The following is a 25,289-nucleotide window of genomic DNA, read 5'->3' as shown; positions in this document are numbered from 1 at the left end:
TCCATTTTCAACCATCTTTTAATATTCGTTGTCGGACTCGTTCTATAATTATTCCCTCTTCAGGAGATAACCCATTAACTAACATTTCATATATTAATGGTACACCCAACTCTAATTCTTCTAAAAGTAGACTTTGGCTAAATACATCTTCTGGTGTTCCTTCTAGCATCAATTGTCCTTTATCCATGACAAAAACCCAATCTGCCCAACGATAGACTAAATCTAAATCATGAGTTGCCATTAATAGAGTATTGCCATCTTCATGAATTTTTTTCAGAGTTTTCATCAAGTTTCGAGTATGCTTAATATCTAAATATGCAGTGGGTTCATCTAATACTAAAAGTTGTGGTTGTAGTACCATTACATCAGCTATAGAAACTCGTTTTTTTTGTCCTAAACTTAAATGATGTACTGGCTTTTCTGCTAAATCAGTTAACCCAAACTCAATTAAAACTTGTTCGACTCGATTCTTGATTTCTGTTTCCGGTAAACCTAAATTACACAAACCATAAGAAATATCTTCCTCAACCGTAGAAGCTACTAATTGTTGTTCTGGATCTTGAAATACTAAACCAACTTTTTGGCGAATTTTACTGAGATGTTGACGATTATAAATTAACGGTTCACCACACCATTTGACAATACCAGAATTTGGTTTATAAAGTCCATTAGCTAATAAGAAAAGTGTGGTTTTTCCACAACCATTTTGTCCAATTAAGGCACACTTTTTTCCAGAAGGAATCTTCATGGTTAAACCATTCAAAGCTGATTGTTGTAGCCTTTGTGAACCTGGATACGTGTAATGTACTTCCTCAAATTCGAGTAAATATTCCTGCATTTTGGCAAATTTCTAATCCTATTAATAATACACAGCCACAAATTGCTTCAATGGTATATCGTGGAGATGGACGATAACGTCGGGGATGCCAAAATCGCAATTCACCACTAAAACCCCTTGCTTGCAATCCTAGAGAAAATTGACTATATTGTTGTAGAGTTCGCTGTAATAATTGTCCAATTAATAATGCTAAACTTTTCATGCTAGTTTGCCAATTAGAATAGCCACCACGAGAATTTTGTGCTGTCAATAATTCATTAGCTGTTTTGAGCAAAATGAAAATAAACCGATACATTAGTAATAGCAAATCAGTTAAAAGTGCTGGAAATCTCAACCAACGTAAAGTTTGCAAAATTTCTGTGAACGGGACAGTTAACATGAGAAAATATAAACAAGAAACAGAGGCTAATGATCTAGTGACAATTTCCCATGCTTGAATGCTACCACTACGACTGATGTAAAGATAGAATTGTCCAAAAGTCATTCCATACCATGAGTCTAATTGAACGATTGGCAAATCAGTAATTGCCACTCCATTTACCATGAGTGCGGGTAAACTTGTTAAACAAAAGACTATGGTAAACATTAACAATCGCCAATAAACACCAGCCGGAATTTTTGCATAAATTACTGTCCAAATACTCATCCATATCACCATCAAAATTTGTACTAGTGAATGGGTAGAAAGAGAAATAGCCAATGTCGTAAATGCAAAAATTAGTTTATGTTCCGGTGGTAATCTTCTTAGTTGATTAGTGTAAGCTAGGGTATCTAATTGTAGAGTCATTCTTCACGTTTTGGCTGTTGAGAACGTCCTTTATATACACCAATTGCATAACCAACTACTCCCGCACCTAAAGCTGCTTGAGAAGCAAATAATAAACTTGCTATTTCCCCACTAGCTGGTTCAAAGATTGATTTAAACCAAGGTTTATATTCAGGTTGTATTTCTGTAATAGCGGCTTTAGCTTTGTCATCAGAACCACCAAATTTTCCATTACGCACAAATATTAATGGTGCAACTGCTAAAGCTAAAACGCCTAATATTAAAAACCAGTTATTTAAACTTTTTTTAGATTGGTTCATGACTGTGATTTTTTCCCTTAATTAATTGCAGAAGTTCCAATTCTTGAGGATTATAAGATTGTAACCAGTTCCAAACCAAGACAGTTAATAATCCTTCACTAATTGCTAAGGGTACTTGAGTAATAGCAAAAATTCCCGCGAACTTGATCAATGAAGCGATAAATCCACCCACAGGTGCAGGAAAAGCCAAGGCAAGTTGGATAGAAGTAATAATGTAGGTGAGTAAATCTGCCAAAGCTGCGGCTAAAAATATGGCGATTTTTTGTTTACCACTCAGGCGCATTGTGAAATTATAGATCCAATAAGCTGCGAATGGGCCAGCGATCGCCATTGAAAAAGCATTTGCACCCAAGGTAGTTAATCCACCATGTGCCAGTAACAAAGCCTGAAATAACAATACTAAGCTACCCAAAACTGTCATGGTCAGGGGTCCAAACAGCACCGCACCTAACCCTGTTCCTGTGGGGTGAGAACAGCTACCTGTGACAGAAGGGATTTTCAACGCTGACAGCACAAAGGTAAAAGCACCAGCCAAACCTAACAAAAGTTTCAATTCTGGGTTAGCTTGGGTAATGCGAGTCAAACTCCGCAATCCTAACATAAAAAATGGTAATGACACAACCCACCAAAATATCGCCCATTGCACAGGTAAAAACCCTTCCATAATGTGCATTGCGTAGGCAGGTTTGGGAAAATTAACTACTAGGTAAAAACTAATAACAGCCATGAAGATGAGATTAACTAACCCCGGTTTTTTCCTAGATATCATCTGTACCTCGCAGATTTATATAAACGTCTTTTCTTTTTTATCGGCGGGCATCCTGACTCACCATATTATGGCTCACAGTTGCGGGACAGCGCCGGATTTGCACCAGACTTTCCCCCTCACGTCCAATGGCTGTTCCCCATCAGAACCGATTTTGGTAACTATATCACATAAAAATAAGAAATAAATCACAATATCACGTTGTTAATCTGCAAGGTGGCAAAATAAATCTAGTGTCAATTTACCCAACTACTTACAAATCATTAAAAGTTGTGTTACACCTAAGTTGAAACTCAACAGACTGAATACCGTTTTGGAAATTTACCACGTCGGTAAAAACAATGGGTTCTGGAGTTTGATTTACTCACCCCAGAACTCAAGACTATTCTGCAAATCATCCCACAAATTATTGGCTTGAAAAAAAATTCTACAACTTCACGTCAGGGGGAAGCAGCACTTTGTCAATTACATGAATTACGCCGTTACTAGCTTTGACATCTGCTTTGGTAACTTTAGCATTACCTATAGTGACTCGACCTTTCTTAACTTGAATCTTTACTGAAGCACCTTCAACTGTTTTGACATCACCAGCCTTGATGCTTTTAGCAGTAATTTCCCCAGGAACTACATGATAGGTCAAAATCTTGACTAAGGTGGCTTTGTTTTCTGGCTTCAACAGTTTTTCTAAAGTTCCTTTTGGTAAAGCTTTGAATGCGGCATCTGTAGGTGCAAATACGGTGAATGGTCCTTTAGCTGATAATGTTTCGACTAAACCAGCAGCTTTGATAGCTGCTACTAAGGTTGTAAAAGAACTGTTACCACTGGCTACTTCTACAATTGTCCCAACAGTCTTTGTACTGGTATGGGGTGTAGCAGGTTTTGCCACAGGCTTAGTTCCAGCGAAAGCGGGAACACTGACGAAAAGAGTTGTGGCTGCAATGGCAATACTAACTGTTTTGGTAAATAGGGAATTCATTGTTTTTCACGGTTAAAAGTGTTTAAGATGTGAAAATTCTTGTTAATTTATCTTCACAATAGAAACTGTAACAGAATTTAACAATTTATGTCTGTTGATAACTATTCTGTCAGCATTGCCAATAATTGCGCCTCAGTCAATTGGCTAATTTCCAACTTCCGCGCTTTCTCTAACTTAGAACCGGCATCTGCACCTACAACTAAAAAGTCTGTTTTTCTGCTAATTGAATCAGTAATTTTACCGCCTGATTTTTGAATTAAAGCTTTGGCTTCATCGCGTTTTAAAGTTGGTAATGTGCCAGTAACAACAAAGGTTTTACCAGCAAATTTTTGATTAATTTCGCCCACAGACTGGGCTGCTGTGCTGTTTGCTAATTCTAAACCAATAGCCTGGATACGGGATATTAAGGTTTGATTGGCTGGAGTACGAAACCATTGATAGACTGATTGGGCGATTTCTGCACCGATACCATAAACACCTGCAATATCCGATTGTCTGGCGGCTGTTAAGTCTTCGACGGTGGTAAACTTCTCTGTTAATAATTGGGCGTTGACGCTGCCAACGTGACGGATGCCTAAACCATATAATACTCTAGCCCAGGGTTGCGTTTTTGATTGGGCGATCGCATTGATCAATTTTTCCGCCGATTTTTTTCCCATGCGTTCTAATGCACACAAGTCTTCTATTTGCAAGTCATATAAATCAGCCACGGAATGGACTAAGCTTTTATCTACAAGTTGATACACTAGCTTTTCCCCGACACCTTTAATATCTAACGCGTCACGACTGACCCAATGTTCAATTTCACCCTTGAGAATGGCGGGACAGGAAGCATTTATACATCTAGTAACTGCTTCTCCAGTTTCCCTGACTACTAGCTGTCCACAGGCTGGACAATGGGAAGGCATAATGAAAGGTTGGGTATTAACGGGACGTAGTTCTTTGATTACCCGGACTACTTCGGGAATGATTTCCCCGGCTTTGCGAACAATCACGGTGTCGCCAATACGGATGTCTAATTGTTCAATGCGATCGCTATTATGTAAGGTAGCACGGGAAACTGTTGTCCCCGCTAATTGTACGGGCAACATTTCCGCTAAGGGAGTTAATGCCCCGGTTCTGCCAACGTTAACAGTGATTTTTTCTACACGGGTGGGGGCTTCTTCGGCGGGATATTTTAAGGCTATAGCCCAGCGGGGAAACTTCTGTGTAAACCCCAATTGTTCTTGCAGTCTAAAAGTATTTAATTTGACGACAACACCATCTGTCATATAGGGAGAATTCAGCCGTTCTGTATCCCAATATTGGTAATATTCAACAACTTCAGCAATAGAATGGCAGAGTTTATGGTTGGTATCAACTCGAAAACCAAGTCTTTGCAATAATTCCAAAGCTTCCCATTGGGTATTGGCAATACTGGAATCATCCAACCCGGTAATATGCAAAGTATAAGCAAAGAAATCTAACTGTCGTTGTGCGACAATGCGAGAATCTAATTGTCTGAGCGTACCTGCTACAGCATTGCGCGGGTTAGCAAATATTTGTTCACCGGCTTTTTGTCTTTTCTGATTAATTTCTTTAAACACCTGTAAAGGTAGAAACACTTCTCCCCGTACTTCCACTTTAGCAATATTTTCTAAACCGTCAAAATTCAAACGCAGGGGAATTGAGCGAATAGTTCTCACATTTTGGGTAATCTCTTCACCCATTACCCCATCTCCTCTCGTTGTCCCCCTGACTAAAACTCCATTTTCGTAAGTTAATGCTAAAGCAGCACCATCAATTTTCAACTCAGATACATATTCTATTTCTCCGTCATTATACTGAGTTGGTGAGTGTCGCCGCCACCGTTGATCCCAATTTTGCAATTCTTCAATATTAAACGCATTTTCCAGGCTGTACAGGGGGATATTATGACGGACTGAGGTAAAATGGGCAGCAGGTCTTTCACCGACGCGCTGAGTCGGACTATCAGCAGTAATTAATTCGGGATTGTTAGTTTCTAATTCTTGCAACTCTCGATACAGCCGATCATAAACCGTATCTTCCATAATTGGCGCATCTAAAACATAATAAGCGTAGCCTGCTTTTTGTAGCAAACATCGTAGTTCTTCTATACGTTTGGTTTCAGGTTGAGTTGACATCATGAGTTTCATAGCAAAAAATAATAACAGTGGGACTTTAATTATAAGGAAAGTAGTAAGCAATCATGACTCAAACTTTTACATATCAACCCCCTATCATTATCGCTCATCGCGGCGCAAGTGGCTACCGTCCTGAACATACTTTAGCAAGTTATGAGTTAGCAATTGATTTAGGTGCTGATTATATTGAACCTGATTTAGTGATAACTAAAGATGGTATTTTGATTGCCCGTCATGAAAATGAAATATCAGAAACTACCGATATTGCTAATCATCCAGAATTTGCTCATTTAAAAACTACGAAAATTATTGATGATCAAATTAAAACTGGTTGGTTTACAGAAGACCTTACCATAACAGAAATCAAAACATTAAGAGCGAAAGAACGCATTCCCCAAATCCGTCCCCAAAATACAGCTTATAACGGCATATTTACTATTCCCACTTTTCAAGAAATCATTGATTTAGCAAAGCATAAAAGTCAAACAATTGGCCGCCATATTGGCATTTATCCAGAAACCAAACATCCCAGTTATTTTCAATCTGTTGGTTTACCATTAGAAGCCACTTTATTATTGAATTTGCAGGAAATTAATTTACCGATATTTATTCAATCTTTTGAAGTTAGTAACCTCAAAGAATTATCTCAGAAAACTGATTTGCCTTTAGTGCAATTAATTAATAATATTGGTAAACCATACAATTTTGTGATTGAGAATGATCCTCGGACTTATGCAGATTTATTAAGTCAAAAAAGTTTGAAAGAAATTGCGGAATATGCCCAAGCAATAGGTGTACATAAAAACTTATTGATTCCTAGAGATATTCATGGTAAATTATTATCACCGACATCTTTAATTATAGATGCTCATGCAGCTAATTTACAAGTTCACGCTTGGACTTTTAGAAATGAGGATTTTTTCTTGCCTTTAGACTTGCAAGGAAATCCTCAAAAAGAATATGAAATATTTTTTAGTTTAGGTATAGATGGTGTATTTAGTGATTATCCAAATATAGCTTTAACTGTCAAACTCAATGAATAATTTATCATTCAATCGCTTAACTCAAGTTGCTAAACTTTTTCTCAAATTAGGCATTATTGGTTTTGGTGGACCAGTTGCCCATATTGCTATGATAGAAGATGAAGTAGTTAAACGTCGTCAATGGTTGACACAAGAACATTTTTTAGACTTATTAGGGGTAACTAACTTAATTCCTGGACCCAATTCCACAGAAATGGCTATTCATATAGGATACATTTATGCAGGGTGGTTAGGCTTAATTGTTGCGGGAGTTTGTTTTATTTTCCCTGCGGTTTTAATTACAGGTTTATTTGCTTATTTATATGTAAATTATGGGACTTTACCCCAAGTTTTACCTTTACTTTATGGAATTAAACCTGTCGTTTTAGCAATTATTATGAATGCTATTTGGGGTTTAGGAAAAAAAGCGGTAAAAACCCGAAAATTACTCATCATTGCTATAGCAGTTGGCTTAATCACTTGGTTTGCTAAAGTTAACGAAGTTATGGCTTTATTGCTAGGAGGAATATTAGGAATGATTTGGTTACGCAGTGGTAATCAAATTAATTTAATGATAATTGGTTTAACTACAAGTACAGTTTTGCAAACTACTGCAACTGTGAATACAGCTATAAATAATCATGTATCTGTACCTTTGTGGCAATTGGGTTTATTTTTTCTCAAAGTTGGTAGTGTGCTGTTTGGTGGTGGTTATTTATTAATAGCATTTTTACAAGGAGGATTAGTAGAAGAATTCGGTTGGTTAACACAACAACAATTATTAGATGCTATTGCTATTGGGCAATTTACTCCTGGTCCTGTACTTTCTACTGCGACATTTATTGGTTATATAATTGCTGGATTTCCGGGGGCAATTGTGGCAACTTTGGGAATTTTTCTCCCCTCATTTTTACTTGTTGCTGCTTTAAATCCTTTCATGAATCCTATTCGTAATTCATCTTGGACAAGACCTTTTTTAGATGCTGTCAATGTGAGTGCTGTAGCCTTAATGGTATTAACTACAATTCAATTAGGAATAGCTACTTTAATATTACCCAAAGCTAATTCCATAGATTTGTTAGGTTTAGCAATTGCTGTTATTGCCACAATTTTAGTTATTCGTTACCATATTAATACCGCTTACTTGATTTTGGGAGGTAGCATTATCGGTTATCTTGGGTATAACTATATGATTATGTAGTTATATTGTTCACTACAAAGATTGTTGCCACGATGGGTCAAAAATGCCGCCATTTTGTGTAAAATGCTGAATATAACCCACATTTGCACTCACAACTTTTATACAACGTCAACAAGTTAGCAGGAAATTTCACGATGAAATGGTATTATGGACTACCATCCGTATTGATGGGGGTATCAATAGCCCTACTTCAGCCGCAAGCAGTAACAGCAATATGTAGTAATAATCAAGTAGATGCCATTGCCAAAAAAATCACCGTATTAGTATTAATTAGTGGCGCAAAAAACGGTTCTGGTTCTGGTATAATTATTCAGCGTAACGGCAATACTTACACGGTTCTCACTGCCTATCATGTTGTTAAAGACCCTAATTCTCAATATCAAATAGTTACTCCTGATGGTCAACATTATCGAGTCAATTATCAGACCGTCAAACAGCCGACTAATAACATAGATTCAGCGGTTTTACAATTTACCAGCAATCAAAATTATCCAGTCGCTAAAATCGGTAATTCTGATACAGTCAAAAGACTGACTAATATTTATCTAGCTGGTTTTCCGGGTAAGAGAGGAGGGGTGAGAGTACCTCCCGTTTATGATTGCCGCGACGGACAAGTTATTGCTAATGCTACTCAGACAATTGTAGAGGATGGCTATACTTTATTTCATAAAAGTTCTGCACGGCCGGGGATGAGTGGTGGGGCAGTTTTGAATGAACAAGGTGAAGTGATAGGGATTTTTGGTAAAGGTGAAAATCCCTCTTTTGAGACTGTGAGAGGAGCAGGTAGAAATTATAGTATACCCATTAACACTTTTATTAAATTGTCCGCAGGAGTTGGTGTAAATTTGGGAATTAGTCTGCCTGACGTGCCGAATGCTGGGACACCACAAGCGGATGATTATTTGGTTCAAGCAGACTATAAGTTGCATAAAAGAGACTATAGTGGGGCAATAGCAGCTTATAATGAAGTAATTCGCCTTAATCCTAACTATGCCGAAGCCTTATTATATCGCAATCGTGGTTCTAGTTACTATGCTCTAGGAGACACGCAGGCTGCAATAGCTGATTTTAATGAGGCTATCAAGATTAATCCTGACGATGCCAAAGCCTACGCAGTCAGAGGCATTGCTCGGTATAAATTGGGAGATAGGCGTGCAGCAATACGTGATTTCAATGAAGTTATCAAAATTAACCCCGACGATGCCAGGGCCTACGCAGGCCGAGGGATTGCCCGATACGAATTGGGAGATAAACAGGGAGCTATAGCTGACCTGAAAACAGCAGCAAACCTATCTGCACAGCAAGGAAATAAGAAGTTGTATCAAAAAGTTTCAGAATTATTGAGGATTTTTCAGCGGTATTTTTGATAGGTGGATTCCCTAACCACAGGCTCACAATCGGGTTCTCAGATTTTCAACTACTAAGCTGTACTAAGCTGTTACGTAGCTAAATTTAATATTTTGTAGCCTAGAGTCCTTGCAGTCAGGCTTTTCGGTAAAAAAGTGAATGCGTAAAAGTTGATGAATGCAGTATTAGACCTGTCCGAAATTCCTTGTATAAAAAATTTACCATTTGTCCTCTCACCCTTAATAACTAAATTTCACCGATACTACGGGTTTTTTTTGGCTTTATCTGCTAGAATTTCCCCATTGCGATGGCTATACCCACCGCAAGTATCGCTTGCTTCTTTACGTCATACGGGCAATTGTGCAACCGTTGAATCGGAATATACTTATAACCAAAGATACTAAAGCCCGGTTTTGCCAGATATTCAATACAACCACATTCAAAACTACTAGGAAAGGTTACAAAATGGCGTTAACTAAGTTAGAAATAACACCGTAATCCATTTTTGGACAATCATTCAACATTACTTCAAAAAAATATTGTTTGGAAACTAACAAACTTATGGTATTTTCAGTAGAAAACAGCGGATACGAAGCGAAAACCCAAGAAATTGCTAAACAAGTTTTAGCTGCTAGTCAGGAAAATCGCTCATTTTTATCAGCTTTACGCGACCAAATGCGCTGGGATGATAAACTACTCGATTGGGCTATGAGTAATCCGGGTTTAAGAGTACAATTATTTCGGTTCATTGATACTTTGCCCGCAATACATAGTAAATCAGAAATCGCCTCCCATATGCAAGAATATTTGGGAGATGAATCGGTAGAACTACCCGCAGCTTTAAAAGCAATCTTAAATTTTGCTAACCCCGATTCTATGCCCGCACAGGTAGCAGCGACAACCGTGGGAACTGCTGTAGAAACTTTAGCACACAAGTATATTTCCGGCGAAAATATTAAGCAAGTCATCAAAACCGTTGAGAGACTGCGAAAAGAGAAAATGGCTTTCACCATTGATTTACTCGGTGAAGCGGTAATTACGGAAGTAGAGGCGCAATCTTATTTAGAAAGATACCTGGAATTGATGCAGCAATTGGTAGAAGCATCAAAAAATTGGGCGAAAATTCCCGCTATTGATGAAGCTGACGGCGAAAATATCCCGAAAGTTCAGGTTTCTGTCAAATTAACGGCGTTTTATTCCCAATTTGATCCTTTGGATGCTCAAGGTAGTGAAGCAAGAGTCAGCAATCATATTCGGACTTTACTCCGTCGCGCTCAAGAACTGAGTGCAGCAGTCCATTTTGATATGGAACAATATGCCTACAAGGATATTACTTTTACCATTCTCAAAAAACTGTTACTGGAAGAGGAATTTCGTCAACGCACAGATATTGGGATGACAATCCAAGCATATCTGCGTGATAGTGAACAAGACGCTAGAGATATCATTGCTTGGTTAAAACAACGCGGTTATCCTCTCAGTATTCGCTTGGTTAAAGGTGCATATTGGGATCAGGAAACTATTAAAGCTGCTCAAAAGCATTGGCCACAACCAGTTTATAATGATAAAGTTGCCACCGATGCCAATTTTGAGACGATTACGCAACTATTACTCGAAAATCATGAGTATGTCTATTCTGCCATAGGAAGTCATAATGTGCGATCGCAATCTCGCGCCATAGCCATAGCGGAAAGTCTCAATGTTCCCCGTCGTCGCTTTGAAATGCAAGTTCTGTACGGCATGGGTGATAAAATAGCTAAAGCTTTGGTAGATAAGGGTTATCGCGTACGGGTTTATTGTCCCTACGGTGATTTGTTACCGGGAATGGCTTATTTAATTCGGCGGTTGTTGGAAAATACGGCGAATAGTTCGTTTTTACGCCAAAATTTAGAAAATCGTCCCGTTGAGGAGTTGTTAGCACCTCCAATTATAGATATGTTTCGCGCAAAGGCGCAAAGGAGCAAAGAAGAGAAGGAAGGTTTTGTTGGTGTTGCGGATACGGATTTTGCGGAGGAGGAGAGAAGGAATAGGTCGAGTTTGGCTTTTGAAAATGTCCGTCAGCAGTTGGGTAAGACTTATTTACCTTTGCTGAATGGGGAATATGTGAATACAACTACTTTTGTTGATTCTCTTAATCCTTCTAATTTTAGTCAAGTTGTTGGTAAGGTGGGTTTACTTAGCATTGAACAAGCTGAGGAAGCAATGAAATTTGCTAAAGCTGCTTTTCCTGCTTGGAAGAAAACTCCAGTCAAACAACGTGCTGATATTTTGCGTCAAGCTGGGACGTTAATGGAACAAAGACGCGCCGAACTTTCCGCTTGGATAGTTTTGGAGGTGGGGAAACCTGTTAAGGAAGCTGACGGGGAAGTTTCGGAAGCTATTGATTTTTGTCTTTATTATGCTGAGGAAATGGAACGGTTGGATAAGGGTGTAATTTATGATGTGGTTGGGGAAACCAATCGTTATATTTACCAACCCAAAGGAATCGCTATTGTGATTTCTCCCTGGAATTTTCCTTTGGCTATTGCTTGCGGTATGACTGTCGCTGCTTTGGTTTCGGGAAATTGTACTTTACTCAAACCTGCGGAAACTTCTTCTGTTATTACTGCGAAGTTGACGGAAATCTTAATGGAAGCGGGAATCCCTAAAGGTGTTTTTCAATACGTTCCTGGTAAGGGTTCTCAAGTCGGCGCTTATTTGGTAAATCATCCGGATACTCATGTCATTGCTTTTACTGGTTCTCAAGAAGTAGGTTGTAGAATTTACGCAGAAGCCGCAATTCTCAAACCTGGTCAAAAGCACCTCAAAAAAGTAATTGCGGAAATGGGAGGCAAAAATGGGATCATTGTTGATGAAAGTGCTGATTTAGACCAGGCTGTTGTCGGCGTTGTCCAATCTGCTTTTGGTTATAGTGGTCAAAAGTGTTCTGCTTGTTCACGGGTGATTGTGCTTGAACCCATTTATGATGCGTTTGTGGAAAGGTTGGTAGAAGCCACAAAATCCTTGAATATTGGGGAGACGGAGTTACCCAGTACCCAAGTTGGTCCGGTAATTGATGCTATTTCGCGCGATCGCATTTTGGAGTATATTCAAAAAGGTAAACAAGAAGCAAAAGTCGCTTTAGAATTACCCGCACCCAGTCAAGGTTATTTTATCGGTCCGGTGATTTTTTCGGAAGTACCCGCAAATGGAGTCATAGCCCAACAGGAAATATTTGGACCTGTCTTAGCGGTAATTCGAGTTAAAGATTTTCAAGAAGCAATAGATGTTGCCAATAACACAAATTACGCTTTAACAGGTGGTCTTTATTCCCGCACCCCTTCCCACATTGAACAAGCGCAAGAGTCATTTGAAGTAGGGAATTTATACATTAACCGGAATATAACTGGTGCAATAGTATCTCGTCAACCTTTTGGTGGGTTTAAGCTTTCTGGAGTCGGTTCAAAAGCAGGAGGACCAGATTATTTGCTGCAATTCTTAGAACCACGCCATATCACAGAAAACATCCAACGTCAAGGTTTTGCCCCAATTGAGGGTGCTGAATAATTAGATGATATCACCAGATCCCCGACTTCTTCAAGAAATCGGGGATCTTTAAATCCTGTCAATCCTTAAATCCTGGAAATCCTGATTCTGACAAATTATGATATTTTGATGTTAGAATATAAAATCAGGGTTTCTCTATATTTATGGGTAAAAAAGATGATATTAGACAAATTGATACAATTGCGAAAGAATTTGATATGTTATGGGAAGAAAGAAAAGCTTTTGGTAGATTTCTGGAGCAAGAAAAAAGAAATGGTTATGGTGGAACTTCAAATGATAGAGGTGATTTTACATATCAGGAACTTAGACAAAAAGCTAAAGAATTTTTAGAGGATTTTTGATTATGAATACTAATATAGAAATTGCTAATTCTCAACCAAGTCTAAATCAAATTACTCAAAAAATTATAGGAGAAACTTGCAATCAGGTTACATTCAGTTATGGGGATGAATTACTGTTAGATTTTGGTGAAATGACTGCCTACGATCATCCTAAATTAAGAGATTTACGCAAAGGAACTTGGCAACTTAGCACTAGGGCAACAAATTTTGATTTAAGAAAAGTACATCCAATGTTCTTTAGTTCATATTTCAAAAATCCTATGTATCCTACAAAAACAAGGTTACGTCTATTGGAAAATAAAAAACTAACTGATTTTGTAATTGATAGTGATAATTTTAAACTAACTTTATCCTTTGAAGGTAATTACCAACTGGTTTTAAAACCAGATTTAGAAGATGATTCTGGGCTTGCTTATTGGGAATTAATGATGCCAAATGAGCAAATTTTAACCGTTGGTCCGGGAATGTTTTGGGAATGTAAATCAATTCATGAACGTTATTAGTCTAGACATCCTAATTCTGACAATATCAACATCCTGTCAATCCTTAAATCCTGGATATCCTGATTCTGACTATCCATTTTAATATATCCCCGACTTCTTCAATAAGTCAGGGATCTGAAACTAATTATCTATTTTTGGGACACTCTGGTAAGCTTTTATCAGCGTAATTACAATCAAAATGAATTAACGCTTTTCTACTAGATTCAAAGACTCCAAATCTATAGTATTGCTTAAATTCTCAGCATAATGTAAGCGCGTATTTTGTCCATTTAGACGCGATTTATAACCGCCGATCTAATTGTATATCACAACTTATAGCTGTTATTAGCGGTGTATATATACCTGAATAAATTCCCGTCAAAAAAAGAGTAAAAATAAAGAAATTGTTATTCAGATAACCAATGCAGCTTATCAGTGCAACCATTCCCTTATTGGCCACAGCCACAGCCACCGCAGACAGTTCCATGGTATTAGCCGCTGTCCTCTTAAGCTTAGTCGTAATTTACTTTGCCAGCAAAGTTGGTGGAGAATTATGCAACAAAATCGGCTTACCAGCAGTTTTAGGTGAACTTCTCGGTGGTGTAATTATCGGTGTTTCCGTACTCCATTTGTTAGTCTTCCCAGAAGGTGGTACAGACGCTTCTAATTCCTTAATCATGACCTTCTTGCAACTCACCGCTGGATTAACCCCAGAAGCCACACCACAGGTATTTGCAGCGCAGTCTGAGGTGGTTTCAGTTTTATCAGAATTGGGTGTAATTATCCTCCTGTTTGAAATTGGCTTAGAATCCAACCTCAAAGACCTTATGGCTGTTGGTGTTCAAGCCTTCCTAGTGGCTACAGTCGGGGTAATAGTCCCCTTTGCAGCAGGTACAGTGGGATTAATGACCATATTTGGGATTAGTGCCATTCCCGCGATTTTTGCAGGTGCAGCTTTGACAGCAACCAGTATTGGTATCACCTCCAAAGTTCTTTCCGAATTAGGACGCTTGAATTCTAAAGAAGGGCAAATTATTCTCGGTGCAGCCGTTATTGATGATGTTTTGGGAATTATCGTTCTCGCGGTAGTTGCCAGTTTAGCCAAAGATGGTGTAGTTGATGTGGGTAACGTCATTTATCTGATTATTAGTGCCAGTGCTTTTCTCATTGGGGCGATAGTTTTTGGTAATGTCTTTAATAAATCATTTGTAGCGATCGCAGATCAACTCAAAACCAGAGGTGAATTAGTCATCCCTGCCTTCATTTTTGCCATAATCATGGCTTACCTCGCCTCAGTCATCCATTTAGAAGCCATTCTTGGGGCTTTTGCCGCCGGGTTAGTTCTCGAAGAAACCGACAAACGCAAAGAACTCCAAAAGCAAGTTATCCCCATTGCTGATATGCTAGTTCCAGTTTTCTTCGTCACAGTCGGGGCAAAAACCGATTTGGGAGTCTTAAACCCAGCCATTCCTACCAATCAGGAAGCCTTAATCATGGCAACTTTCCTGATCACAGTCGCCATCATTGGTAAAGTAGTGACAGGCTTAACAGTATTTGGTCAACCCGGCATTAACCGCTTGGCCATTGGTGTGGGGATGATTCCCAGAGGTGAAGTTGGCTTAGTATTTGCTGGTGTCGGTGCAGCTAGTGGTGTCCTCTCAAAACCATTAGGAGCAGCAATTATTATGATGGTTATTATTACCACATTCATCGCTCCTCCCCTGTTGAGATTTGTATTTCCAGAATCAAACACCTCAGCAAATTTAGATAGCAACTCTGGCAAAACATTAGCAGTAGAAATACCACAATCTCTCGTAACTACAAAAGATGATTAGTAATTTGAATTTCACCTCAAATTCTGCTGTAGATATCACAGAAGATAGTTGAAAATTTTCTCTGCTGTAGTTTTTACCTTTACTATATCAGGAGGTTGGAAGAAACTTCTCTCATCCAATCTCCGTCTCCTGGAATCTGGAAACCATCTAATTTTAAAAATGGTTATTATTTCTACCTTTAATTAAATTTACTTTTTGGTTTTCTTTTGGTTTTATAAAACTTTCCTTTCCCCCCATTTTAGTAGCCTTGATAATGTTTTGTATTCCTATTTTTTTTCAGGACAGTTTTTACAGCTTAAAGATGTTTTTAGTAATTATGGAGGATAACCCGCCAATCTATGTCAGTAATTGACAGTGGTGGGTGTTTTTTGTATGTGTCCATATCATTATTAATTATTTAATTTAGCTAAGGAGAAAAAGCCGTGAAACTACAATGGTTACTACCTGCTACCTTTGGTACTGTACTCATGCTATCGTCGCCGACTTTAGCCGCAAAATTGGAATCTTGGCGATTTGATCGAAGTCAAAATCTCTTAGAAATTAATACAAATAGTGCTGTAAAACCAGAAGCACAATTAGTTTTTACCCCCACTCGGTTAGTAATTGATTTACCGGGTGTGAAATTCGGACGTTCCCAGTTAACTCAACAAATAGGTGGAGGAATTCGGGAAATTCGCATTGGTCAATTTGATGAACAAACAACCAGGATAGTTTTAGAATTAAGTCCTGGTTATACCCTAGATCCAAAACAAGTGAAATTTGTGGGTAAAAGTGCTAATCGCTGGACAGTACAACTACCAAAATTAGAATCTGATTCCAACTCATCTGCCACCAATAATAACACTAACAATAATAATAATAATAATAATTACAATTTAGTCGGCATAGATTCCCAGGCAAAACCTGAATTTTCACCCATTGCTAAAACTGCTAACAGCAGGAGGGGAACAACTCAAATTGAGAGTTTCCAAATTACTGGTGATGGGTTTTTTATGCGGACAAATGGCGGTAATCCTCAAACTAGAATCATCAGAAGTCGAGATCAAACTACGGTATTTATTGACATTCTTGATGCAACTTTATCAGCAAATTTAACACAAGGAAATTTAGCCGTTAATAAACACGGTGTGGACAGCATTGGATTGACTCAATTGCAAACAACCCCAACATCTGTCCGCATGACCTTAAAAATCGCCACAAATAGCCCTGATTGGCGAGTAACCGCTAGTAGCAGCGGTTTAATCATCCTTCCCACCAGGGGAATGGTTAATGCCCCTGAAACTGATAATTTTCCCCCCACCAGAAACAATAACGACTCAATTGCGACAATTGAATCTATAGAACTTGCGGACAATGGCACACAATTATTAATTAAAGCCGACCAAGTTATATCCGCTACTACAGGTTGGGATAAAAGTTCTGGTTTGTTCCGGATCACCATTCCTAATGCTAAATTAGCCAATGAAGTCAAAGGCCCTACTTTTGATGCTAATAGTCCTATTATCAAACTTCGTCTGCAACCGCAACCGCCAAATACTGTAGTTATCTTGATTCAACCTGCATCAGGTGTTACACTAGGTGTACTCAATCAAGCAGGAGACAAATTCCTGGCTCTAAAACTGCAACAATATCGTCAGATTAGACCACCCATGAATTTACCTCCCCTATTACCACCCAAACAACAACTACCTGACCTTAAACCCAGACAACCACAAATTACCCCAAGGCGCTCCCTTCGTAAAGGCAAAATAGTAGTGATAATTGACCCCGGACATGGTGGTAAAGACTCAGGGGCAATTGGTATCGGTGGAGTGCTGGAAAAGGATGTTATTTTACCAATTGGGAAAAGGATTGCCGAAATTTTAGAACGAAATGGTATCCAAGTAATTATGACCAGAGACTCTGACTACTTTGTGACTTTACCGGGACGGGTGACCATGGCACAACGGGCTAATGCTGATGTATTTGTCAGTATCCACGCTAATTCAGCAGGTGCAAATCGTCCAGAAGTTAGTGGTTTAGAGACTTATCATTATGATAGTGGTTTAAGACTAGCTCAGATTGTCCATAGTAAAATTCTGCAAAGTCTCAATGTCAGAGACAGAAACGTGCGGAAAGCTAGATTTTATGTGCTTCGCAAAACTTCTATGCCCTCAATTTTGGTAGAAACCGGTTTCTTGACCGGTAGAGACGATGCTGCCAAACTGAGAACTTCAGCTTATCAAAATCAAATGGCCGATGCGATCGCCCAAGGCATACTTCAGTATTTAAAATCCAGATAAAAAGTAACTTTTATCACCTGTTATCTGATTCATCACCAACCATAGAAAAATAAATTTGCTGACCAAATGGCAACAGTAAACCAATTATATGCTACGATTCTACGCCATTAGCCGTGTCTTACTACCAACACCAAAATCTTTTACTTGCACAAAGTTAAATTGGCAGCGGTGATGGTCTGAAGATTAGCCCATAAGTCGAGATATTGACAAATCCCATCAACAGGAATCAGGAGAAAGGATTGTGAAACTACATTGGTTAATACCTAGCACTTTTGGAACGGTCTTCATGCTATCTTCGCCCGCTTTTGCCGCGAAATTAGAATCTTGGCGGTTTGATACCAATCAAAATCACTTAGAAATTAACACATCTAGCGCTGTCCAACCCCAAGCCCAACTTATTTTTAACCCCACCCGTTTGGTAATTGACTTACCAGGAACCGAACTTGGTCGTCCGTCCGTAACCCAACAGATTGGTGGCAAAATTCGCACTATTCGTATCGGTCAATTTGATGACCAGACAACACGCTTAGTTATCGAACTAGCCCCTGGTTACACCTTTAACCCCAAGCAAGTCAAATTTATTCCCACCAATGGCAAACGCTGGATAGTAGAATTACCACAGCCAGAAGTTGCTTCTGGGCAAACTGGAGAACCATCACTACCCCCAACATCAGATCAATCATCTGAACCAACACTAGACCCCAGAAGTATTTACAACGTAGTTACAGCAAATCGGATTACCCCATCTAATCGAGAAATCCCCCCAGGGGTAGTGCAAATTGATCAATTCCGAGTTACAGGGGATGGGTTTTTTATTAGTACCAGTGGTGGAAATCCTCAACTGCAAGTTAATCGCAGTCAAGACAATCGCTCTGTTAATATTGATATCATTGGCGCAGCCTTATCACAAAATATGGGACAACGGGATCTAGTGATTAATCGCTATGGAGTCCGTCGTATCCAATTTAGCCAATCATCCAGTAATCCATCTACTGTTCGCATGACCTTGCAGTTAGATAGCAATAGTCGCAATTGGCAAGCCCTACTTAGTGGTAACAGCGGTTTTGTCGTCATCCCAGATCGTTTGGCCAAATTACCTGATAATAACCAATCCTCCGCACCATCACTGAGTGACTCCCCCGCAATTATTCAATCTGTAGAAATCGGTGGTAATGGCACACAATTACTAATTCGGGCAGATCAAGCCATATCTGCTACCACTGGTTGGGATAGAAGTTCCGGTCTATTTCGCATCACCATTCCCAATGCTAAGTTAGCTAATCAGGTCAAAGGTCCGGTTTTTAGTAGTAATAGCCCTATTCTGAAAGTCCGTCTCCAACCCCAATCTGACAATACTGTAGTTGTTCTTGTTCAACCTGCATCTGGTGTTAGCTTTGGGGTACTTAATCAAGTCCCATCTCAATTATTAGCACTACAATTACAAACTAACCTCCGCTCTCAACGCCCTTTAATTACACCACCTATCCCTTCTATCCCACGACTAGATCCTCCAAGTTTTAGCACAGACCCACCGCAAACAAGATCCCAGCCCCGTCTACCAGTTCCTAATGGCAAAGTTTTAGTAGTTATTGATCCTGGACATGGCGGTAAAGATTCTGGCGCTCCTGGACTGGGTGGTTTGCTAGAAAAGGATGTCGTTCTACCTATTAGTACAAAACTGGCGAGAATTTTAGAACAAAACGGTATCCAAGTTGTCCTCACGCGAGATGCTGACTTTTTTGTGGAACTGCAAGGACGAGTGGATATAGCCAAGCGGGTTAATGCTACTTTATTTGTCAGCATTCACGCCAATTCCGTGGATAATCGGTCTGATGTTAATGGTTTAGAAGTCTATTATTACGACAATGGCTATGCTTTAGCTGACACTGTCCGGCAAGCCATTCTCCAAAATATTAGTACCCTCAAGAATCGAGGCACTCGTAAAGCTAGATTTTATGTGCTGAGAAAAAATACTATGCCTGCTATTTTAGTAGAAACAGGTTATATGACCGGTCGAGAAGATAATCCCCGTTTAGGATCACCAGAATACCAAAGTCGTATGGCTGAGGGCATAGCTAGTGGTATTCTGAATTATTTAAAACAAAGATAATGATCGTCTGTTGTTCGTTGTCAGTTGTTCGTTGTTTTTTCTTTACCACTGACCACTGTACGGGCGAAGCATTTGGAGAACTATTTTTGGCCATGACCGATAATTTATCTTCCAAATGCTTCGCCCCTACTAACCACTGACCACTGTACGGGCGAAGCATTTGGAGAACTATTTTTGGCCATGACCGATAATTTATCTTCCAAATGCTTCGCCCCTACTAACCACTGACCACTGTACGGGCGAAGCATTTGGAGAACTATTTTTGGCCATGACCGATAATTTATCTTCCAAATGCTTCGCCCCTACTAACCACTGACCACAATCCAAATTAATACTTGCTGTGTATTCATCTTCTATTTTTGATAGTCATTTTGATACTTTCTCCCCTCAAGAACCTCAACGCGCTCCGATTGGGGTATTTGACAGTGGTATCGGTGGGTTAACCGTACTGCGACAAATTTATCAACAACTCCCCAACGAATCAATTATTTATGTGGGGGACACAGCCCGCCTTCCCTATGGTATTCGTTCCCAACCAGAAATTCTCCAATTTGTCCGAGAAATCCTCCATTGGATGCAGCAGCAACGGGTGAAAATGGCAATTATGGCTTGTAACACCAGTTCGGCTCTGGCATTAGATATAGTCCGTCAAGAATTTAATTTCCCCATTTTAGGAGTGATTCTACCAGGGGCAAAGGCAGCAGTTCAACAAGGACGGCGAATTGGTGTCATTGCTACTCCAGCTACGGCTCAAAGCAATGCCTACCGTCAGGCTATTTTAGAAATTCAACCCCATGTCCAAGTTTGGCAGGTCAGTTGTCCCGAATTTGTGCCACTAATTGAACAAAATCGCATTCATGATCCTTATACTACTGAAATCGCCAAAACTTATCTAGAACCTTTGCTGAAGCAGGAAATAGATACTTTAGTTTATGGTTGTACCCATTATCCCCATTTGTCACCAGTTTTGCGATCGCTCCTCCCTACCCAAGTCAAACTAATTGATCCAGCAGTTCATGTAGTAGCTGCTTGCTCTCAAGAATTAGATATACTAGGAATTAAGAATATTCATCCACCAATGCCCACCCGCTTCGCTGTCAGCGGTTGTCCTCAGCAATTTACCCAGTCTGCTTGGCAGTGGTTAGGCTATACCCCAATGGTAGAACAAGTCTGTTTTGCTGATGCTGTCGTATAATAAGGGGAGAAAGAAGAAAGAAGAAAATTTCTCCCTCTCCCCTCTCCCCTCTCCCCTCTCAGTGACTATTCATAGCTTCAGTCACATTTGTCGTTAATCCTCTTTGCTGCTTGTACTTATCTTGGACAGCATCAGAATCGCTTTGAGAAAGACCTTTTTTGCCCGTTCGCTTGGCTAATGCTAATAATAAATACACACTAAATAAGTATCCAGCAGCTAAAATAAATATCATCATGGGCATATTTCCGTAAATCATTGTTCCCCCATCTTTAATTACTAAGGAAGGTAAAATTGCACACAAAACTAGCGAAACTTTAGTTAATCCAAGCACACCCTTGATAACTGTAGTTAGCTATACTAAACTTTCCAGTAGAAAATACATTTTCTCTGGTCCATTAATTTATTTTCTTTAATATCAACTTTCCCAGGCCATACATCCGACAGCAGTAAAATTGCTAAATAGCAGAATTTAACTGCGCTCATCAGCAGTCTACCTAGCCTGTGTTATTGACTTCACGCCCATTTAAATAGATCTACGCCAATACCCAACGTGCGCTGAATACGTTGAGTTACTTCCATAACTGGAAAAGCATAATTCAACTCAAAAGGCATGATTATCGCCGAGAATCTAGGAATTATTCCCATTTTTGCTTTGGCGACGAGTTATTTTAGACCCACAACACTAATTCGTAAAATCACTCAATAATGGTTTTACGTAGGAAGTGAATAAGCTGAAAAATTTAATATCTCTAGGTATTAGCCTAACACAGCCAGCCTGAATTTGAAGCTAATTTTTTCACTAAATTTAAAAAATTTTCGTTGCTGACAGCGAATTTGCGGTTGTTGGTAATGCGCGTTATTTTATTAACATTCTACCTTTGATAACTACGCAGAATTCGGGTGACAAGAAATGAAGCGACATTAAAAGAGCATTTATGATAACATATTTTTAATTCAAGCTCCGAATAACTTAATAGATATTAAAAATCAGATTCCCAGAGGAAAACTTTGCGCTGACACTGGGTTATCTTAAAATTAAAGAATATGTAAACTTTCGTAACCTAAGCCAGAGTCCGCCTATCCATGACCCCAGCCACCTCCCTGTTTACCCCTGTGGAAGCAGACCTGCAAATACTAGCAGATAACCTTAAACAGCTAGTTGGAAATCGCCACCCCATTCTCTATGCCGCAGCCGAACACTTATTCGGTGCTGGGGGTAAGCGAATCAGACCTGCGATAGTGCTGCTGATATCGCGGGCAACCATGCTACAAGAAGATATTACACCGCGTCACCGACGACTGGCAGAAATTACAGAAATGATCCACACAGCCAGCTTAGTCCATGATGATGTAGTAGATGAGTCAGATGTCCGCCGTGGTGTACCGACAGTACATAGTTTGTTTGGTAATCGCATTGCTGTACTTGCCGGGGATTTCCTCTTTGCTCAATCCTCTTGGTATTTAGCAAATCTCAATAATTTGGATGTTGTTAAACTGCTTTCGGAAGTGATTATGGATTTAGCCGCTGGAGAAATCCAACAAGGGTTAAATCGTTTTGATGCTGATCTTTCTACAGAAACCTACCTGCAAAAGAGCTATTACAAAACAGCCTCATTAATTGCCAACAGTTCTAAAGCTGCTGGCTTAATTAGTGAAACATCCCTAGAAACTGCCGAACACTTGTACAGTTACGGTCGCCATTTAGGTCTTTCCTTCCAAATAGTAGATGATATTCTTGATTTCACCAGTTCCACAGACACCCTGGGTAAACCAGCGGGTTCTGACCTCAAAAGTGGCAACCTGACAGCACCAGCTTTATTTGCCTTGGAAGAAAAACCTGACTTGGCAGCCTTGATTAACCGAGAGTTTGCCCAAGAAGGGGATTTAGAAAAGGCATTGGCACTAATTCATGATAGTCGAGGTATCCAGAGAGCTAGAGAGTTAGCTGCTCACCATGGCAAATTAGCCACCGAGCATATTGGTATTTTAGAACCATCAGCATCCCGCGAAGCCCTGATGAATTTGACCGACTATGTCCTAAGTCGGCTCTACTAAGCAAAATTTAGGGCGATTTAAGGTTTGGGATTGAGGAGATTTAATATCCAAAATCCCAAATTTAGTTATGGATTCTTCCTCCTTCTAATTCTTCCTCCTGACTCCTGACTCCTGACTCCTGACTCCTAGTTAGGCAATATTGGGAGGAATTATTTTTTTGCCTTTAAATTCCTGTAATCGTTGCTGAATCAGCCTTTCTAGTTGAGAACGCCGCACTTCTACAGTATTTGTTATATTTCCTGGTGTTTCGATAAAAACTATGCTGTGTACTGGTTTCAGGGCTACTAATTGGAATAAAATTTGAGTAACATCCATGAGGGTTGGCAGCAAGTGAGGGTCACGCCCATCATCTGAGATTAGGGAAACATCTTGTATGGTAGGGAAAGCGTAAATAACTTGCTTTTCTATTCCTGGATTTGCGCGATTGCTCAATGTAGTTAAAACCCAATCCTGCTCAGAATTTTGGAGAATAAAGTATTGGTAGTGGTTTAACTTTTGGGCAATAGCGATTAATACAGGAGCGATTGATACCATAATCTGTGGTGTCACGCCATCCTGGGGTGCATTGTCTATCAGCAATTGAATTTGTGCTTCTAAATCCATCATGAGTTGTAAATGACTTTTGGATAATGGCTAAAACATGAGCGCAAAATATCCCACAAAATGGGGGTTCACAAGTTCAATCTTCTTACGCCACATATCCTCACTGTAGATTGGTTTGCGTTTGACTTGTACACAAAAACCATACAGCTATTATCTAAAGTCTGACAAGTCGTGTCCAAAGTATGTTAGGGTCTTTTTGAGAACTGGGACTATGAATTCAACAGCAATCGCAACTAATCAGGGGAAAATTTCTATCAGCGTGGAGGTCATCTTTCAATTCCTATTTAAGGAACTTCAACAGTCAACTAAGGCTTCGGAGCAAAATTGTCACGATGTATCTGTGAGAATTACTAACGAAGTTTTGCGGATTTGTAATGAAAGTAAACGCATTCAAACTTCCGGATCTGTAGAAAGTTCAGCCATGAGCCTAGCTAAACATCGGTTACAACAGTGTATCCGATACTATCAGTTAGGTTCAAGTCGTGGTAGGGTAGAATTACATAGCACATTGAGTGCCATTGTTTACCGTTATATTAATCCCCCTCACAAGCAATTAAGCTATCAAGGGCGGTTGACGATTATTGAAGATTTTCTCCAGAGTTTTTATCTGGAGGCTTTAAATGCTTTTAGAAGGGAGAACCAATTAGGTCTTACCTATCGTCCCCATACTCTCTTGGAATTGGGAGAATACATGGCATTTACCGAACGATATGGTAAACGGCGGATTCCCCTCCCCGGTAGGCAGCAACAGTTAATTATTCTGCGAGCGCAAACTTTTTCTAAACAGCAGCCTTTAGAAACAAGTGTAGATATAGAACAGGCATCATCTGGTGGGGGTGGTGAGTCTGACGGTTCTTGGGAAGAGCCAGCTATCCACCAATTGCGCTCGGCTATGGCAATGCAGCCCGAACCAGAAGAAGATACCCTGCGCTCGGTTGTGATTACTGAATTAATAGACTATTTAGCAGAAAAAGAACAATCTGACTGTGCTGATTACTTTGCTCTTCGTCTTCAGGATTTATCAGCACCAGAAATTGAGTCAATTTTAGGTTTAACATCTCGGCAGCGTGATTACTTACAGCAACGGTTTAAATATCATTTAATTCGGTTTGCTCTTTTACATCGCTGGGAATTGGTACATGAGTGGTTAGAAGTTTCTTTACCAACTAATTTGGGTTTAACTCCAATTCAATGGGAAACTTATACAGCCCAGTTAGATAATAAAGAAAGATCCATCTTAGATTTGAAGCAAGCAGGAAAACCTGATGAGGAAATATCTAAGACTTTAGGCTTGTCAATGGCACAATTACAGAAACGTTGGTTTAAGATTTTGGAACAGGCTTGGGAAATTCGGAATTCCTTAGTGTCCGGATCTAGTGCATCTACCCATGAATGGTGACTTGTGAATCTTCACAAAATCATCAACTTGCTTGGGTATTGAAAAATTACAGATTCAGCAC

23 protein-coding genes and 1 riboswitch are annotated in these 25,289 nt (G+C 39.5%); of the genes, 12 read left to right on the top strand and 11 right to left on the bottom strand.

The window, feature by feature from the left end:
• Positions 1-7: 7 nt before the first annotated feature.
• From ANA_RS13865 to ligA, 6 genes are all read right to left on the bottom strand, one after another.
• A complete protein-coding gene (locus ANA_RS13865) occupies positions 8-838 on the bottom strand; it encodes an energy-coupling factor ABC transporter ATP-binding protein (RefSeq protein WP_015080684.1) in 831 nt (276 codons plus the stop codon).
• Complete coding sequence (gene cbiQ, locus ANA_RS13860; protein WP_015080683.1) at positions 813-1,625, bottom strand: cobalt ECF transporter T component CbiQ; 813 nt, start codon at positions 1,623-1,625, stop codon at positions 813-815. Before cbiQ ends, ANA_RS13865 begins: the two co-directional genes overlap by 26 nt.
• Positions 1,622-1,924, bottom strand: coding sequence for an energy-coupling factor ABC transporter substrate-binding protein (locus ANA_RS13855; protein WP_015080682.1), 303 nt, complete (start codon positions 1,922-1,924; stop codon positions 1,622-1,624). Before ANA_RS13855 ends, cbiQ begins: the two co-directional genes overlap by 4 nt.
• Positions 1,911-2,693, bottom strand: a complete 783-nt coding sequence (locus tag ANA_RS13850) for an energy-coupling factor ABC transporter permease (RefSeq protein ID WP_015080681.1) — start codon at positions 2,691-2,693, stop codon at positions 1,911-1,913. Before ANA_RS13850 ends, ANA_RS13855 begins: the two co-directional genes overlap by 14 nt.
• Positions 2,694-2,717: 24 nt before the next feature.
• Positions 2,718-2,858: riboswitch (cobalamin riboswitch) on the bottom strand.
• A gap of 259 nt (positions 2,859-3,117) precedes the next feature.
• Positions 3,118-3,666 (bottom strand): fasciclin domain-containing protein, encoded by a 549-nt coding sequence (locus tag ANA_RS13845; RefSeq protein ID WP_015080680.1) that lies wholly within the window; start codon positions 3,664-3,666, stop codon positions 3,118-3,120.
• A 101-nt stretch (positions 3,667-3,767) separates the two neighbouring features.
• Positions 3,768-5,813, bottom strand: coding sequence for an NAD-dependent DNA ligase LigA (gene ligA / locus ANA_RS13840; RefSeq protein ID WP_015080679.1), 2,046 nt, complete (start codon positions 5,811-5,813; stop codon positions 3,768-3,770).
• 62 nt (positions 5,814-5,875) lie between these two features.
• Here ligA and ANA_RS13835 point away from each other — a divergent pair, with 62 nt between their 5' ends.
• The 9 genes from ANA_RS13835 to ANA_RS13795 all read left to right on the top strand — a co-directional run bounded on the left by ANA_RS13835 (position 5,876) and on the right by ANA_RS13795 (position 19,976).
• Positions 5,876-6,853 carry a glycerophosphodiester phosphodiesterase gene (locus ANA_RS13835; RefSeq protein ID WP_015080678.1) on the top strand — a complete coding sequence of 326 codons (978 nt, stop codon included), beginning with the start codon at positions 5,876-5,878 and terminating at the stop codon, positions 6,851-6,853.
• Positions 6,846-8,033, top strand: a complete 1,188-nt coding sequence (gene chrA, locus ANA_RS13830; protein ID WP_015080677.1) for a chromate efflux transporter — start codon at positions 6,846-6,848, stop codon at positions 8,031-8,033. The genes ANA_RS13835 and chrA overlap by 8 nt, the downstream gene beginning before the upstream one ends.
• 134 nt (positions 8,034-8,167) lie before the next feature.
• The gene (locus ANA_RS13825; RefSeq protein ID WP_015080676.1) at positions 8,168-9,400 is read left to right on the top strand and encodes a tetratricopeptide repeat-containing S1 family peptidase; all 1,233 of its coding nucleotides are present in this window, start codon (positions 8,168-8,170) and stop codon (positions 9,398-9,400) included.
• Between the two features lie 541 nt (positions 9,401-9,941).
• Positions 9,942-12,926, top strand: a complete 2,985-nt coding sequence (pruA, locus tag ANA_RS13820; protein WP_015080675.1) for an L-glutamate gamma-semialdehyde dehydrogenase — start codon at positions 9,942-9,944, stop codon at positions 12,924-12,926.
• A gap of 143 nt (positions 12,927-13,069) precedes the next feature.
• Positions 13,070-13,267: a hypothetical protein gene (locus ANA_RS13815; protein ID WP_015080674.1), complete on the top strand. Its 198-nt coding sequence runs from the start codon at positions 13,070-13,072 to the stop codon at positions 13,265-13,267.
• Positions 13,268-13,269: 2 nt separating this feature from the next.
• On the top strand, positions 13,270-13,770 hold the full coding sequence (locus ANA_RS13810; protein WP_015080673.1) for a hypothetical protein: 501 nt from the start codon (positions 13,270-13,272) through the stop codon (positions 13,768-13,770).
• 401 nt (positions 13,771-14,171) lie between these two features.
• Positions 14,172-15,584, top strand: a complete 1,413-nt coding sequence (locus ANA_RS13805; RefSeq protein ID WP_015080672.1) for a cation:proton antiporter — start codon at positions 14,172-14,174, stop codon at positions 15,582-15,584.
• A 422-nt stretch (positions 15,585-16,006) separates the two neighbouring features.
• Positions 16,007-17,866, top strand: coding sequence for an N-acetylmuramoyl-L-alanine amidase (locus ANA_RS13800; protein ID WP_015080671.1), 1,860 nt, complete (start codon positions 16,007-16,009; stop codon positions 17,864-17,866).
• Positions 17,867-18,107: 241 nt separating this feature from the next.
• Positions 18,108-19,976, top strand: a complete 1,869-nt coding sequence (locus ANA_RS13795; RefSeq protein ID WP_015080670.1) for an N-acetylmuramoyl-L-alanine amidase — start codon at positions 18,108-18,110, stop codon at positions 19,974-19,976.
• On the opposite strand, the gene ANA_RS27750 is transcribed toward ANA_RS13795, so the two are convergent.
• The 3 genes from ANA_RS27750 to ANA_RS28245 are packed head-to-tail and all read right to left on the bottom strand — an operon-like array spanning position 19,942 to position 20,303.
• Positions 19,942-20,136 carry a hypothetical protein gene (locus tag ANA_RS27750; RefSeq protein ID WP_168652343.1) on the bottom strand — a complete coding sequence of 65 codons (195 nt, stop codon included), beginning with the start codon at positions 20,134-20,136 and terminating at the stop codon, positions 19,942-19,944. The genes ANA_RS13795 and ANA_RS27750 overlap by 35 nt on opposite strands.
• Positions 20,081-20,224, bottom strand: a complete 144-nt coding sequence (locus ANA_RS27745) for a hypothetical protein (protein ID WP_235081852.1) — start codon at positions 20,222-20,224, stop codon at positions 20,081-20,083. The genes ANA_RS27750 and ANA_RS27745 overlap by 56 nt, the downstream gene beginning before the upstream one ends.
• Entirely contained in the window at positions 20,169-20,303 is a 135-nt protein-coding gene (locus tag ANA_RS28245; protein ID WP_256370279.1) for a hypothetical protein, read from the bottom strand. Before ANA_RS28245 ends, ANA_RS27745 begins: the two co-directional genes overlap by 56 nt.
• A gap of 13 nt (positions 20,304-20,316) precedes the next feature.
• Here ANA_RS28245 and murI point away from each other — a divergent pair, with 13 nt between their 5' ends.
• On the top strand, positions 20,317-21,171 hold the full coding sequence (murI, locus tag ANA_RS13790; RefSeq protein WP_015080669.1) for a glutamate racemase: 855 nt from the start codon (positions 20,317-20,319) through the stop codon (positions 21,169-21,171).
• 58 nt (positions 21,172-21,229) lie between these two features.
• On the opposite strand, the gene ANA_RS13785 is transcribed toward murI, so the two are convergent.
• Positions 21,230-21,427, bottom strand: coding sequence for a hypothetical protein (locus tag ANA_RS13785; RefSeq protein WP_015080668.1), 198 nt, complete (start codon positions 21,425-21,427; stop codon positions 21,230-21,232).
• 827 nt (positions 21,428-22,254) lie between these two features.
• Here ANA_RS13785 and sds point away from each other — a divergent pair.
• On the top strand, positions 22,255-23,226 hold the full coding sequence (gene sds / locus ANA_RS13780) for a solanesyl diphosphate synthase (RefSeq protein WP_015080667.1): 972 nt from the start codon (positions 22,255-22,257) through the stop codon (positions 23,224-23,226).
• Positions 23,227-23,355: 129 nt separating this feature from the next.
• On the opposite strand, the gene ANA_RS13775 is transcribed toward sds, so the two are convergent.
• Positions 23,356-23,829 carry a hypothetical protein gene (locus tag ANA_RS13775; RefSeq protein WP_041458069.1) on the bottom strand — a complete coding sequence of 158 codons (474 nt, stop codon included), beginning with the start codon at positions 23,827-23,829 and terminating at the stop codon, positions 23,356-23,358.
• 211 nt (positions 23,830-24,040) lie between these two features.
• Between ANA_RS13775 and hetZ the strand changes: the two genes are divergently transcribed.
• Positions 24,041-25,228, top strand: a complete 1,188-nt coding sequence (gene hetZ / locus ANA_RS13770) for a heterocyst differentiation protein HetZ (protein WP_015080665.1) — start codon at positions 24,041-24,043, stop codon at positions 25,226-25,228.
• The last annotated feature ends 61 nt before the right edge of the window (positions 25,229-25,289 follow it).

Origin of the sequence: Anabaena sp. 90, assembly GCF_000312705.1 — a bacterium.
Classification (GTDB): domain Bacteria; phylum Cyanobacteriota; class Cyanobacteriia; order Cyanobacteriales; family Nostocaceae; genus Dolichospermum; species Dolichospermum lemmermannii.
This window is presented reverse-complemented; position numbering and strand designations above follow the sequence as displayed.

Excerpts from the sequence above, each read along its gene's own strand:
- hetZ (WP_015080665.1), top strand. The coding sequence starts at position 24,041 with ATGAATTCAACAGCAATCGCAACTAATCAGGGGAAAATTTCTATCAGC.
- ANA_RS13855 (WP_015080682.1), bottom strand. The coding sequence starts at position 1,924 with ATGAACCAATCTAAAAAAAGTTTAAATAACTGGTTTTTAATATTAGGC.
- ANA_RS13805 (WP_015080672.1), top strand. The coding sequence starts at position 14,172 with ATGCAGCTTATCAGTGCAACCATTCCCTTATTGGCCACAGCCACAGCC.
- ANA_RS13825 (WP_015080676.1), top strand. The coding sequence starts at position 8,168 with ATGAAATGGTATTATGGACTACCATCCGTATTGATGGGGGTATCAATA.
- ANA_RS13785 (WP_015080668.1), bottom strand. The coding sequence starts at position 21,427 with ATGATTTACGGAAATATGCCCATGATGATATTTATTTTAGCTGCTGGA.
- chrA (WP_015080677.1), top strand. The coding sequence starts at position 6,846 with ATGAATAATTTATCATTCAATCGCTTAACTCAAGTTGCTAAACTTTTT.
- cbiQ (WP_015080683.1), bottom strand. The coding sequence starts at position 1,625 with ATGACTCTACAATTAGATACCCTAGCTTACACTAATCAACTAAGAAGA.
- ANA_RS27745 (WP_235081852.1), bottom strand. The coding sequence starts at position 20,224 with ATGCTTCGCCCGTACAGTGGTCAGTGGTTAGTAGGGGCGAAGCATTTG.
- ANA_RS13865 (WP_015080684.1), bottom strand. The coding sequence starts at position 838 with ATGCAGGAATATTTACTCGAATTTGAGGAAGTACATTACACGTATCCA.
- pruA (WP_015080675.1), top strand. The coding sequence starts at position 9,942 with ATGGTATTTTCAGTAGAAAACAGCGGATACGAAGCGAAAACCCAAGAA.
- ANA_RS13850 (WP_015080681.1), bottom strand. The coding sequence starts at position 2,693 with ATGATATCTAGGAAAAAACCGGGGTTAGTTAATCTCATCTTCATGGCT.
- ligA (WP_015080679.1), bottom strand. The coding sequence starts at position 5,813 with ATGATGTCAACTCAACCTGAAACCAAACGTATAGAAGAACTACGATGT.
- ANA_RS13835 (WP_015080678.1), top strand. The coding sequence starts at position 5,876 with ATGACTCAAACTTTTACATATCAACCCCCTATCATTATCGCTCATCGC.
- ANA_RS13810 (WP_015080673.1), top strand. The coding sequence starts at position 13,270 with ATGAATACTAATATAGAAATTGCTAATTCTCAACCAAGTCTAAATCAA.
- ANA_RS13775 (WP_041458069.1), bottom strand. The coding sequence starts at position 23,829 with ATGGATTTAGAAGCACAAATTCAATTGCTGATAGACAATGCACCCCAG.
- ANA_RS13845 (WP_015080680.1), bottom strand. The coding sequence starts at position 3,666 with ATGAATTCCCTATTTACCAAAACAGTTAGTATTGCCATTGCAGCCACA.
- ANA_RS13815 (WP_015080674.1), top strand. The coding sequence starts at position 13,070 with ATGGGTAAAAAAGATGATATTAGACAAATTGATACAATTGCGAAAGAA.
- sds (WP_015080667.1), top strand. The coding sequence starts at position 22,255 with ATGACCCCAGCCACCTCCCTGTTTACCCCTGTGGAAGCAGACCTGCAA.
- ANA_RS27750 (WP_168652343.1), bottom strand. The coding sequence starts at position 20,136 with ATGCTTCGCCCGTACAGTGGTCAGTGGTTAGTAGGGGCGAAGCATTTG.